This is a genomic window from Candidatus Neomarinimicrobiota bacterium (genome assembly GCA_041862535.1).
In the GTDB taxonomy this organism is placed as follows: domain Bacteria; phylum Fidelibacterota; class Marinisomatia; order SCGC-AAA003-L08; family TS1B11.
Genome location: JBGVTM010000007.1, coordinates 1 through 12857, shown reverse-complemented (window position 1 = coordinate 12857; position 12857 = coordinate 1). Strand labels below are relative to the sequence as shown.

Annotated in this window: 11 protein-coding genes; 9 read left to right on the top strand and 2 right to left on the bottom strand. The window is 54.6% G+C overall.

Translation table 11 applies throughout. The features are described 5' to 3' along the window. From ACETWG_00250 to ACETWG_00230, 5 genes are all read left to right on the top strand, one after another. A partial coding sequence (locus ACETWG_00250) for a hypothetical protein (protein ID MFB0515019.1) occupies nucleotides 1-460 on the top strand: 460 nt, incomplete at its 5' end. Between the two features lie 238 nt (nucleotides 461-698). After that, nucleotides 699-1658, top strand: a complete 960-nt coding sequence (locus ACETWG_00245) for a T9SS type A sorting domain-containing protein (protein ID MFB0515018.1) — start codon at nucleotides 699-701, stop codon at nucleotides 1656-1658. Between the two features lie 12 nt (nucleotides 1659-1670). Next, nucleotides 1671-3803, top strand: a complete 2133-nt coding sequence (locus tag ACETWG_00240) for a PQQ-binding-like beta-propeller repeat protein (GenBank protein ID MFB0515017.1) — start codon at nucleotides 1671-1673, stop codon at nucleotides 3801-3803. Between the two features lie 144 nt (nucleotides 3804-3947). Then, a complete protein-coding gene (locus ACETWG_00235) occupies nucleotides 3948-4487 on the top strand; it encodes a hypothetical protein (protein ID MFB0515016.1) in 540 nt (179 codons plus the stop codon). A gap of 105 nt (nucleotides 4488-4592) precedes the next feature. After that, on the top strand, nucleotides 4593-5717 hold the full coding sequence (locus tag ACETWG_00230; protein MFB0515015.1) for a glycoside hydrolase family 27 protein: 1125 nt from the start codon (nucleotides 4593-4595) through the stop codon (nucleotides 5715-5717). A gap of 57 nt (nucleotides 5718-5774) precedes the next feature. Here the strand turns inward: ACETWG_00230 and ACETWG_00225 are convergent, their stop codons facing one another. Together ACETWG_00225 and ACETWG_00220 are read right to left on the bottom strand one after the other, a co-directional pair. After that, nucleotides 5775-6722, bottom strand: a complete 948-nt coding sequence (locus ACETWG_00225; protein MFB0515014.1) for a radical SAM protein — start codon at nucleotides 6720-6722, stop codon at nucleotides 5775-5777. Nucleotides 6723-7152: 430 nt separating this feature from the next. Beyond that, nucleotides 7153-7506, bottom strand: a complete 354-nt coding sequence (locus ACETWG_00220) for a YbaN family protein (protein ID MFB0515013.1) — start codon at nucleotides 7504-7506, stop codon at nucleotides 7153-7155. 349 nt (nucleotides 7507-7855) lie between these two features. On the opposite strand from ACETWG_00220, the gene ACETWG_00215 reads away from it, so the two are divergent. The 4 genes from ACETWG_00215 to ACETWG_00200 all read left to right on the top strand — a co-directional run. Beyond that, nucleotides 7856-8854, top strand: coding sequence for a hypothetical protein (locus ACETWG_00215; protein ID MFB0515012.1), 999 nt, complete (start codon nucleotides 7856-7858; stop codon nucleotides 8852-8854). A 218-nt stretch (nucleotides 8855-9072) separates the two neighbouring features. Further along, on the top strand, nucleotides 9073-9909 hold the full coding sequence (locus tag ACETWG_00210) for an MBL fold metallo-hydrolase (protein MFB0515011.1): 837 nt from the start codon (nucleotides 9073-9075) through the stop codon (nucleotides 9907-9909). Nucleotides 9910-10364: 455 nt separating this feature from the next. Then, nucleotides 10365-12434 (top strand): hypothetical protein, encoded by a 2070-nt coding sequence (locus ACETWG_00205; GenBank protein ID MFB0515010.1) that lies wholly within the window; start codon nucleotides 10365-10367, stop codon nucleotides 12432-12434. 217 nt (nucleotides 12435-12651) lie between these two features. Next, the coding region (locus tag ACETWG_00200; protein ID MFB0515009.1) for a hypothetical protein at nucleotides 12652-12857 on the top strand (206 nt) is incomplete at its 3' end.

Genomic DNA, 12857 nt, shown 5'->3' with positions numbered 1-12857 from the left:
TCATGGTGGCCTGGACCTCAGCCTGGATGCTGTCGGTGTCGTGGAAAATGCTGACATATCAACGGTTCAGTACACATTCACGATCAAAAATGATGATTGCGACGACCTGTTGATCCTTGATCCGGACCGCATGGGCAGTGCCCAGTTTCACTATTTCACGAATGGGATTGTTTTCTGGAGTGAAGATACTCACTACCTTGAGTCGACACATAAAGAGGTTATTACACCCGATCCTTTTTACAGTTGGCAACCGGAATGGTTCACCAAAATAAAGGCAGGTGAATCCCTGCGAAGAACCGTTCAATTGCGAGGTTATTCCAGGATACCCGCTGGTTCATATGATTGCTATCTCAGGTTTTCAAATCCGACCAGGATAGAAAAAGAAGATCGCGATTCCTTCGGCACTAGATACTGGCTGGGGGAGATCACTTCAGAAGACATCATTGTTGTGGTTAGCTAACAGATGGTTTAGTGACAGGGGTGAGCCACAAATAGTACCAATACCCTCCGGCATTCACATTGTCTAGCTGGTTGCGCCGGAAAGTAAAGCCTTCAATGTGCCTTCGTCTCGCAGGATGCGGGGTTGGTAGTGAAGTAGGAAGGGCTTTCTTCCAGAGCCTCCATTAGCGGATTGATAAGCGAGACAAAAGTCCTTATTTTTGAAAAAGTAGTGAAATATCTCAATTGGAGGGCTGGTCATGAATAATACTCTGACAGTTCTGGCTTCCATTCTTTGCATATCCCTTCTACAACCAGCTACTGCTCAACAAGCCATCGATTATTTCCCTCTGTGTGCGGGGAATTACTGGGTTCATCGTACAGACACCCTGGGTGGTGTGTATGATCCGGCAACCTACCGGATGGAAGTTCCAGCAGTTGAAGAGGTAGGCGGTGAACAGCTCTATCTCTTTAAAGAGACCACGGCCGCCGACGATGGTAGTCCAGCATGGTGCTGGTATTCCTGGCTGAGAGTCGATCCTGAGGGTATCGTCATAGCTGCTCTCGGTGATACATCGCTGGTGGATTCAGCTATTTTCTTCGAATCGCCAGTTTTGTGGTGGCCAAATGCTATGATCAACCAGGGGTATACCTGGGAGTTCGATTCCTATGAGATGGGAGGGCATTTCTCCTTTGTTGTCGAGAGCATAGCCGTTACGATTGAGGTGCCGGCTGGGACGTTCGACAATTGCATCAAGATTGGATTGACCCAATCTACGGAAGGAGATACAACCCAGAAGAGTTGGCACTATTACGCACCTGGTGTCGGACAAGTTCTCAATACCGGATCCAATACCTGGTTTGGGGGTTCGTTTCGATTTGAGCTAGTGGAATATTCCGTGGAAACGGTGTCCGTCGATTGTATTGAACAGGAGATACCTCGACGATTCCATGTGCATCAGAATTATCCTAATCCCTTCAACCCGGCGTCAACGATCAGGTATGACCTGCCAAAGGGTAGCGACGTCTCCCTTGTGGTCTATGATATCCTTGGGAGAGAAGTGGCCCGGCTGGTGGATGGCTATATAGAGCCGGGGTACCACCAAGTTCAGTGGGATGGTAAAAATCAATATAGCCGAATAGTCCCTTCCGGCATCTACATTGCCCGGCTGGTGACACTGAGGTACAGCAAGTCCATCAAGATGGTGCTGGTGAGGTAAGGAGCTAGAATTATGTTTACCAGACGGCTAGGCGGAAACCGCACAGTGACACTTTTTTGTATTACATGTTCCGTATTTAGCCAGGCTGTAGAATCACCGTGGCCCATGTATCAACATGATGCAGAGCATAGCGGAAGAAGTCCATACGCGGTGTATGAAAATCCAACAACGAGATGGTCATTCGCTGCTGGAGATTGGATCCTATCTGCTCCTTCCATTGCGCCTGATGGTACAATCTATTGCACCTCTCTAGACAGTTCGCTGTATGCCATTGGTCCGGATGGATCACTAAAATGGTCATTTAAAACTGCTGGTCAGGTACTTTCCTCGCCTGCCCTAGGATCGGAGGGAACCGTCTATTTTGGTTCGCAGGATGGCAAGCTCTACGCTCTTAATTCAGATGGATCACTGAAATGGGTCTTTAATGCCGATAGATGGATACAATCCTCACCTTCTATTGACACAAGCGGTAATGTCTATGTCGGCTCTGGTGATAGTTCGCTATATGCCATTAGATTTGATGGCTCGTTGAAATGGAAGTTTAGAACCGGTGGCAGGGTCGATTCTTCACCAGCGATTGGCGCGGATGGCACTATATATGTGGGGTCATTTGATGGAAAACTCTATGCTGTGAATCCTGACGGATCGAAAAAATGGGACTTTACAACCAATGGTGTAATCATCGCCTCACCAGCAGTTGGGGATGACGGGACTGTGTATGTCGGATCTGAAGACAATCAGTTTTATGTGATCAATCCTGATGGATCTCTAAAATGGACCTACACTACGGGCTACTTCATTGATGTTTCACCAGCCCTTGACGTAGATGGAACCGTCTATGTCGGTTCACTTGATCACAAGCTGTATGCTCTTAATTCTGACGGTTCCTTAAGATGGACCTTCAATTCAGGAGATATGATATTGACCGCTCCTGCAATTGATGCTGCGGGTACTATTTACGTCGGATCGGGTCCTATGCTTTGGATGGAGTGCATGCTCTATGCCCTAACTAGTGAAGGGACAGTGAGGTGGGAATATGAAGCTGGTGCAAATGTTGGCCGTGGATTTGCTATCGGCTCAGATAGTACCCTGTTTGTTGGCAGTGGATCTAATCTTCTTGCTGTGGGACCGCAATACTCCCCAATCATTCTCTCAGTTAGTGATGTACCCCATGACCAGGGTGGCAAAGTGACAGTCACCTGGAAGGCTTCATTATTGGACTGGGATGTAAACGAACTTCCATATTATAGTGTCTGGAGAGCGATTCCATTTACCCTACTCACCAGTAAGTCGGAGCAAGTGTCTCGGGCTTCGCCGATTAAGCCTCATGAAGGTGGTTCTCGTGTGATAATGAAGAATGGGGTATCATACTCATGGGAGTGGATCGCCAATCAGCCTGCACATCGTTTCTCAGAGTACTCATATACTGTGCCAACTCTCTACGATTCAATGGCCGGGACCAATGGCATCCATTACGTGCTTGTATCAGCACATACGAAGGATCCGAATGTGTTCTATGATTCCTCACCTGATAGCGGTTATTCGGTAGATAACCTGGCACCATTGCCCCCACAGAATCTCATAGGGAGTTGGGATGGAGAGGTCATCAGTTTGAGCTGGCATCGCAATCAGGAAGCAGACCTGAAGCACTATTTGGTTTTCAGAAGTACTTTGCCGGGAGTAGATCCAAGTCATCTTGAACCTCTCGCCGTTGTGAGCGACACTGCGTACCAAGACGTTATTAGCCTAAGTACAGGTAGTCTCTATTATGTGATAGTGGCGGAGGATATACACGGGAATTGGAGTGCAAAGAGTAATGAGTACTGCACACCTCCACTTTTCAGTCGAGGCACAATCAAAGTCCCTAGTCAATTTAACTTCTCAGAAAATTACCCCAATCCCTTCAATCCGGTCACCACCGTGCGCTATGACGTGTCCCTATCAAGTGATGTCTCATTGATCGTCTATGACATCCTGGGCCGGGAGGTGGCACGTCTGGCAGATCAAGAAATGGAACCAGGCTATTATCAGGTGATATGGGACGGTAGGGATGTCATAGGCCGCGAAGTGCCTTCCGGCATCTACATCGCCCGGTTGGTGACCCCGGAGTACAGCAAATCCATCAAGATGGTGCTGCTGAAATAGGAAGTAGCCCTGGAGGGTTCGAACGAGGCGTCAACAGCACCCTGGAAACGCAAGACGTCTCCTTTAGTTATTAGCCTCACGAGCTTACTTTGCTCTGACTAAGTATATTAGCCAGAATATCAATTATCCAAAGGAGCAAATATCATGAAATTTTCTCGAATGAAGACCCTGTTGCCGGTATTATTGCTCATCCATCTTACATGTTCCTACGTCTTGGCACAGGGGCAGACCTTATCTCCAGAGAATGCATTTAAGACAGCAGAAGGCGTAGTAACCGAACTTTACAGGTTAGTCACCTTCGAAGTGGGCCAAACGCCGGACTGGGATGAGGTAGAATCACTTTTTATCGATGAGGCTGTCATTGTATTGCGCACCAGCCGTGATAGCACGACAGTGTTTTCTGTGGAGGGATTCATTGACGACTTCATCAATTTCATTGAGCCTGCAGAAGTAGAGGAAACGGGTTTTGTGGAGAGGATAATCCGCATGCGGCCGGTAGTGATTGGTGATATGGCTCAAGTACTTGTATTATATGAGGCCAGTATTCCTGGTTCGCCGAGGGAACCACAGCAAGGAATAGACAGCTTTTTATTAATAAAGAAGGACGCTCACTGGAGAATCGTGGCGATTACTAACGAAATCCCCACCCCTGATCATCCTGTGCCAGCGGAACTTCAGAAATGAGCGCCAAGGAGGCCTAAGGAGTACTGCATGAAAATTAATCTCTTCAGGAAATGGTCCGGGTGGAGCGCGAATTTTCTGCTCGCCGCTGTTATTTTTTCCCTTCCGATGGAGGATATTGAGGCCCTCGACGATGGTCTGGCCTTAACCCCACCTATGGGTTGGAACAGCTGGAATAAGTTTGGCTGCAATGTTGATGAAGCATTAATCAGAGAGATTGCCGATGCGCTGGTCAGCAGCGGGATGAGAGACGCCGGTTATCGCTATGTGGTCATCGACGACTGCTGGCAGGTGGGCCGGGACGATCAGGGCAACATCATTCCCGATCCCGAGCGGTTTCCGTCGGGTATGAAAGCGCTGGCCGACTATATTCATGCCAAAGGATTGAAGTTTGGCCTGTATTCGGATGCGGGTATGATGACCTGTCAAAAGCGACCCGGGAGCCGGGGGTACGAATTTCAGGATGCGCGCCAGTATGCCGTCTGGGGGGTGGACTATTTGAAGTATGACTGGTGCTACCACGGCAAGCAGAATGCAGAGGCCTCTTACGCCTTGATGCGGGATGCCCTTCAGAAGGCAGGACGTCCGATTGTTTTCAGCATCTGTGAATGGGGCACCAATAAGCCGTGGCTGTGGGCGAAGGACATCGGTCATTTGTGGCGCACCACCGGCGATATTCAGGATTGCTGGGACTGCGTGAGGGATTGGGGCGGCATGGGCTGGACGAAAATTCTCGATCTACAGGCTGGGCTGGAGTCATATGCCGGCCCCGGCCATTGGAACGATCCCGACATGCTCGAAGTCGGCAATGGGGGCATGAGCATAACCGAATATCGCGCCCATTTCAGCCTCTGGTGCCTGTTGGCAGCACCCCTGATGGCCGGCAACGATTTGCGGGACATGTCCGCGGAGATAGTCGAGATATTGACCAATAAGGAGGTCATTGCCGTTAATCAGGACCCCCTGGGCAGGCAGGGCCGGAAGGTCAGGGATGACGGGGATTTCGAAGTATGGGCAAAACAACTTCAGGATGGCACCCGATCGGTGGTGCTGTTTAGCCGTAGCGATTCAGATGCAAAAATGTCCGTCGCATGGAATGAAATCGGCTACCCGAACAATCTATCGGCCAGAGTTCGTGACTTATGGTCAGCAAAAGACCTGGGCAAGTTTAAAGGCAGCTTTTCGGCGCGAGTTCCTTCGCATGGCGTGGTGATGGTTAAAATTATGCCCTAGTAATTTGGGTTAGAAGCAACTGATTCGATTCGGCAGATCGAGGCGCTGAGACCAGCGCTATTCCAGCCCCAATAGATGCCGGTTTCCGATGCGTACGTTGACCAGCCCGGCGCTGCGGGCGGCAGCTTCGGCCTCCCGGGCATGACTTGCCGAGGTGCAGGGCAGATCACTCATGTAGAAGTGGGGTGCGAAGGCCAGCAGCGCGTAGGGAATCTCCGGATTGATCGCGGCAATGAAACTCGCGATCTTGCTTACCTGGTCCTCGTCGATATAGTCCGGCACGAGGAGTGTGCTGGCAATGACGAGAGGGACTTCCGGACGTTCGGCGAAGCGCTGGGCGGCGCGGGCAAAGTTTTCCTTTGTCCGTCGGTTGGAAACGCCGGTCAATGCCAGGTGCAGCTCTTCGTCAAAGGCTTTCAGATCGAATTTGATGCAGCCACCGGTGCGGATAGAATGCTCGACGGCGGCGTTGAGCAGTTTCGGCTGCATCATACCGTTCGTCTCCCAGCACACCCGCACCCCGCGCTGCGCGAGCTGCTTGGCCGAAGCCAGCGCGTGAGGCATCTGTGAGGCAGGATCGCCGCCAAAGAAACAGACGCAAAAGGTGTGTTCATTCGCTACCGCCGCCAGCGCGCCCGCACTGAGGGTCTTACTTGTCGTGGGTGAAGTTCTGCGAAAATGCCAGTTCTGGCAGAAGAGGCAATTTGACGTGCAGCTGGCGTAGAAGACGGCCAGATTGTGGTAACCTGGGTGCTGGCTGCCTTCGCAGACCCAATCCGCCACGCAGTTGGTGGGCAGCGGATCGCGGTACCAGCTCAGCAGGCCGCGGGCCGGTATTCCGGCAAGATGAACCAATTTACCCTTACGAACCGTGCGCAAGCCGCAAAAGCCCCGCTCCCCCTCACCAATGATACACTCGTTGCTGCACAATGGGCACTTGATGCCGGTGGGATTGCGTGGGGGTATGGTTGGCAGATCAAAGGTCGTGCGCGACGCCGCATGCACCGCCGCCAGCCGTGGACTAGCGGAAGGGAAGCTGGTTCGGAGGCAATTGACACATATGCCGATGGTCGCTGCAGGGCGCGGCGAACTGCCACCGCACAAAAGGCAATTTCCTGTCTTCGGCAGGCTCATGCCGCTAGCAGACCTGATGGGCGCGGCAGGAGCGCCCCGGTTGACTCTGGCAGTATCACCTGAGCGTCGAGCGGTGCCACTAGTAGTATCCGGCGTTTATGGTGCATATTTTGTAAACCGTTAGAAATTATTTAAACGAATTGCATTAGGTAATATTTCTATGCTAGAGTATTGTCTTGAGCCTTTACCCTGCTAACATGGCAAGGAACCAAGTCTTTATCCGTAATCATGTCGCTTCACAAGCACTCACTGGGAAGGGATCGGAGTCAAGCCCAACCTTGAGGTCCCAGTCGAAAGACCATCATTCCGGCCGCTTCAGGGTCTTCAATAGAACGAGATGAGTGGTGACGGCGGCGGCAATCAGGAGCAACAAGGCGCGCACAATCCAGTTGTCAACCACGAAAAAGGCGGAATAGCCTATCGTCAGCCAGAGCAGGCTGATGGCGGTAACCTTGGTGGTGATAGTCACCCCTTTCCCTTCGCGATAATTCTTGATGTAGCGGCCGAACCAGCGGTTGGTTATCAGCCAGTGGTAGAATTTATCCGAGCTGCGGATGTAACATGCGGCCGCGAGCAGGAGAAATGGGGTAGTGGGCAACAGCGGGAGGAATATTCCCAGGGCACCCAATCCAACACAGATGGTTCCCGCTACAATCAGCAGGGATTTGAGCAGTTTGTGGCTAATCGTCCAAGCCCTTTAAGCTAACCGCGCTAATTTAAAAAGCATGACACATTGGTATTTGAACCAGGAAAGCCCTGCCAATAAAATTTCAGATGCCGGCAAGCAGACGGGGCTGCAGTTTGCCGGTAATGATTGCCTTGGACTCATCGCACGCCGCACTTAGTTTATGTCATTGAGGGTGGCGATAGTATTGAAGTTGTGGGCGGAGAATGGTAGAGGCACGATTGAAGTTTGGGCAAAGTCATGTTCCCGAAAATGGGAAATTCCCGGAGAGCAATCTAATGCCTTTTCTTGCTAAGGTATTGGATATGATGGAGTTAAGTTGACCTCCATTCTGCAGAGAGGGATCCTTCTCAGCCTTTTATTCTGGCTGCCGACCACGGCAGGCGCTGGTGAGGGGGGAAGCTCTTGCAGCCGCTACGGCAGCATGTGGGAGACGATACCGACGCGCCATTGGCGCTGGCTGGACCGGGATTGGGGGGCGGCACTGGTGATGGGTACCTATCGCAGTTACGGCAGCCTGTTTGTGGATCTGGACCGGGAAGAGGATTTTACGATCTGGCAGGAGGACGAAATCCACCTCTACCGGGACTTGCTTCATCGGTCCCTGAGGCCCGGATATTTCCTCCTTGAGCTCACGGAGTATCCGCTCGCCGCCTTTTCTGCCTGGCTGGAAAGAGATGAGAGTGATGTATATCATGCTTTCAATGTCGGGAAAGAGTTTAACCTGATCAGGAGTCTGGGGGCAGGTTACCAGGAGCCCTGGTCGGTGAGTGTTTTTCTGGGGCAGCTGGCGGCCTTCTGGAACCTGAGCGATGAGGATGAGCTGGTGGTCGCGGCGACGGGAGCTGCGGGGCTGGTGGTCACCACGGGTCTTCAGCAGCTGTTTGACAATGCTGTGGTGGAAGGCGGGTGGTTCCGAATTGAGTGGAAGCTCAAAGGTGAGGGGAGCGAGGGCCCGAAACAGCGTTTCTGGGATCTGAAGGGCGGCTACCGCTGGTACGGGATCCCTGAAGTATCTAACACGCTGAGTCTTACACTGCAGCGGGAGAGAACTGATAGGGGTAGTAAGGATTGGCGGCTGCTGAATAACAGCACGACGGCTCTGGAGCTGCAGATGCCCATCTCCGAGCCCGGCGATGGCTTTTCGCGGGTCCTCTTTGAATACGGCAAATTCTTCCCGCTGCGGAAGAGGCTCGTCGGACTGAAAGTTGGATACCTCTACGAAAACCGCCGGAAGTACGTGGTAGAGACCCAATCTTTCGGGGCCGTCAAACAGAAATTCTGGGAGCTGTTCGTGCAGCCGGTGGTGGTTTTCTGAGATGGGGGGTAACTTTCAAGCTGGTATCGAAAGGGTCCAGGGGCATGCCCGTTATTCAGACCATTTTGCCCTGGAAATGCCTTCAGGTAATACAACCCCCTATCTGACGTTCCCGCGACCTTCCCTTGCACCTTTCCGCCCAGGTGCGTATCTTATCGGAGACCGGTAGCTACCGGTCAGGTCGCATCCTGCAAGTTGATAGAAAGGCCCGGATCACAATGAAGATCAAGTTCTGGGGTGTCCGTGGTTCCATTCCCAGCCCGGGATCGGCTACGCTCCGCTACGGGGGGAATACTTCCTGCACCAGCGTTCACCTGAAGGGTGACAGAACCCTGGTGCTGGACGCGGGGACGGGGATTAGGAACCTGGGAAAGGCCCTGTTAGCTGACACTACCGATATATATATCCTAATTTCCCACAATCACTGGGACCACATCCAGGGATTTCCCTTCTTTGCACCGCTGTACCAGCCGGACCGTACGGTATTTGTTTTTCAGACCCCGTACGAGAAGCGCAGACTGTGTGCCCTGGTTGACCAGATGGACGGGGCCCACTTCCCGGTAAAGGCCGATGAGCTGCCGTCCGATTACCAGTGTGTGGAGGAGGAGATGCTCACCTTCCTGGCCGCGCATGGTTTCAACATTGCCCGGATTGATACCAACCATCCGGGTGGTGGCTTTGGCTACCGGGTTGAGGAGAATGGCCGGTCAATGGTTTACCTCACCGACAACGAGCTGGAGCCGCCATATCCTAGGGCGACCGGGTTTGAGGAGTTCGTCCGGTTCTGCCAGGGATCTGACGTGCTGATTCACGATGCCCAATACCGGGAAGATGACATGCCGCATAAGCACGGCTGGGGGCATAGCCTGGTAAGCCAGGTGTGTGAGTTGGCCCGGGCTGCTGAAGTCCAAAATCTGATTCTCTACCATCACGACCCGGACCGAAGCGATACGGAACTGGATGCCATCCAGGAAGAGGCGAACAGCCGGCTGCAAAAGATGGGCCAGAATATCCGCTGCACGGTGGCCTATGAAGGCTTGGAGGTGGAGCTTTGAGCCACCTGGTCCTGAAGTGGAGCGCGGCAGCGGCGGATTACCATGCCGTCAGGGCGCACGTCTTCGTGGTATATGAGCAGGTGAGGGAGACGATGCGTGAAGTTGTTAGTTACCCGCTTTGATTTAGGTTGGCGGTATAGTATAACCTTTATTACAGTCCTGGATAGGGTTCTAATGATATGAGTGGAGCTGGAGAGCGAGGTGTAAACAGAGATTTAGAGCATAGAGATTCCACTTGCATTTTTAGAAATTGTTATATATGTTTAAGCACCGGAAGAGCGACAGGACACGGCTCCTGAATAAAGGAGTGGTGTCTTGAGGCGTTGATAATTTGAGATTGAAAGAGGCCAACAACTGAAAGGCCGTGATGAGTGTGGCGTAAATCACCCTTCGTTGTCGGTTCTCTCAGTTGCTGGCCTTTTTCATTATCGGCCATTTTGAGCAGATATTGAGCCGTGTCTGATAGCATCAATCTCGACGATTTGTTCGCCCGGTTCGACTTCAGCGCGATTTTCGAGCGTTTCCAGCGTCCACAGGCGGCCAATCCCGATCAGAATGAGCAGGCCGATCAGGCCAACGAGACTGCTCGAGGCGGGCGCGGCAGAGGAATATTCGAAGCTGCCCTCGCCCGAAGCGGCCAAGCCAGACGGGCGGTTCTGGTCGATATCAGCCAGCGAGCGCGAGAGGCCGGGGAAGCCCGCGAGACGCGGGAGGCCCGACCAGCGGAGGGAGCGGAACGAGCCGCCGAACCCCGCGAACAAGCCCCACCTGATAGGGCTGCCCTCCGCCGCCAGTTCCAACAGGCTGTAGAGGCTTTCCGAACCGCCAATCAACCCGCCCAGATGGCCGGTCAGGATGACCGTAGGGTCGCTATTCTGCCCACCGGAGCCAATCAAAGAGCGCAGCAAGGCGGGGCGGCGGGCGCTGCTGGTGCCCCGCGACAAGCCGGATTCCAGGTCGGTAGTCAACCCGCTATCCTAGCCAACCGTGAGCCGCCCACAATGGATGGGGTCCGAATGGCGGCCAGTTTTGAGCAGACTGCTCTTGGTAATGCCCTGAATCAGGGCCGCCAGCCCGTTGCGCGACTGGCCAACCCGGCCGACCGAATGGCCCCTGCCGTTGGTTTCGGGGGGAACGTAGGTCCCGGCGCTGCTTTTGGTCCCGCGGGAGGCCCCGCCGGGGCTGGTAATCGGGCCAATGCTCCCGGTGGAGCGGGCTTCGGCGCCGCCGCAGCCGCCCCGGCACTGCAAGGCCGGGGAGAGGTAAATCAACCGGCCCAAGGTCCCCTGGCCCGGGTTCAGCAGCGGATTGGCAATCCGGGCGGTGCCCTCGGTGTTGACGGGACCACGCCGCTGGGTGCTGACCGCGGGTTCATGGCCCAGGGAAACATTGGTGGCACCCAGTTGGAGCGCCCGCCACTGGTAGAGCGGGTGACCCCCGGACAGGCGAATGAAACTGATAATGCGCCGCGGGCTGGAATTGGTACCGAAAATATCGGGGGAGCCGAAGAAGGCAACAGGATTGGCAATATTAACGCTACGTACCGGCTGTTTAACACTGCCCAGACTCCCCTTGAGAGGGGTAATGCGGCCCCTGGTGAGGGAGCAGGCGATCTTGCCGGACTGCGAGCTAATGCGCAGCTGGCGGGTGGTCCGGCGGCAGCTGCACAAGGGCCCGGTGCTCCCCCGGAATTGAATCCGCCTGCTGGACTGGCCGCAGGCGCGCCTGGTGGCGGGAATATTGGCCCGCCTGGTCCTGCTGCGGCACCTGCGCCGACGGTTGCCGTGCCGGTGAATCCCGCTGAGCAAGCCCTGGAGAATTTACTCCAGCCGGAACCTTTAATGCCCCAGCCGGTTGGTGGTGCAGGTCCGGTTGGTCCGACGCGCGAGGATTTCCTGGCTGATGTAGCGCCGGACCAGCCCGCGAACCCGGCGCCTCCAGCACCGGAGCCGCCTGAAACGCCCGCTGAAGCGGCGGTTGCTTTGAGGAGGACCCCGGCCGAAGCGGCTGACGAGGAGTTAAGAGCCAACGTTCCCAGACCGATTCTCCAACCGCCTGAGGCGGAAGGCGCAGGTCGGACACCCCCTGGTGCCGCTGCTGATGAGGCTTTGAGGGCGGGTGTACCCCCGACGGCCGAGCGAACCCCGGCAGCGGCCGGTGGACCCGCCGCCCCTGGTGGTCCAATGGCGGCCATTCCAGCGGCTGGTGAGCCCGGAGCCCCTGAGAACGCGCCAGCGCCAAGAGCTGGCTTCCGGGCAGAGGCTGAAGAGGAAGCTGCTCCCGGGGCAGCCCCGGCTGGCGCCGCTGAAGGTCGACCGAGGGCGGGACTTGCGGAAGCCCCGGAGAATGAAGAGGGCGCACCTGGAGCCGCCGCTGGTGAACGAGTCGGGCCGACGGAGCGACAACCGACCGAGGAAGAGCGACAGACCGCCCGAGCCATTGCGGCATACGAGCTCCAGCAGCTGGAAAATCGGACCAATGAGCCCAATGAGGGCCGGACCGTGACCGAGCTGTTCATCCGGTAGGCCCCGGCACCTTCCCGCTTAGCTGTTCCCAACAATTTCGCATTACGCTAGTCAGGCCGACCTAAGAGGGGCTGAGATTACGACCCTTAACGGCAAGGTGTAGTTTTCACCACCGATATTTCAAAGAATAAGGCGCGGTGGGTCGCCGGTTGTAACTTTGGTCATGTTATCTACAAGACCAGGCTACCGGGGACGGGTCCCCATATGGGTCTGCGCAGTGGTATTGGCCGCTGCCCTGGGTTCAGGATTCCCCCTCCGGGCTGCAGATCCGCAGGAGCTTCCCCAACCGCCGGTGAGTTTCAGGCGCACATTCGGTGGTGCCGGTGTAGATGAAGGCAATTTTGTCCAGCAGACCAGTGATGGTGGCTACATTGCTACCGGAGTAACCTCTTCTTTCGGGGAGGGAGCCTGGAACGTCTGGCT

Coding starts and splice junctions, on each gene's coding strand:
- ACETWG_00245 (MFB0515018.1), top strand. CDS start 699: ATGAATAATACTCTGACAGTTCTGGCTTCCATTCTTTGCATATCCCTT.
- ACETWG_00230 (MFB0515015.1), top strand. CDS start 4,593: ATGGAGGATATTGAGGCCCTCGACGATGGTCTGGCCTTAACCCCACCT.
- ACETWG_00210 (MFB0515011.1), top strand. CDS start 9,073: ATGAAGATCAAGTTCTGGGGTGTCCGTGGTTCCATTCCCAGCCCGGGA.
- ACETWG_00240 (MFB0515017.1), top strand. CDS start 1,671: ATGTTTACCAGACGGCTAGGCGGAAACCGCACAGTGACACTTTTTTGT.
- ACETWG_00235 (MFB0515016.1), top strand. CDS start 3,948: ATGAAATTTTCTCGAATGAAGACCCTGTTGCCGGTATTATTGCTCATC.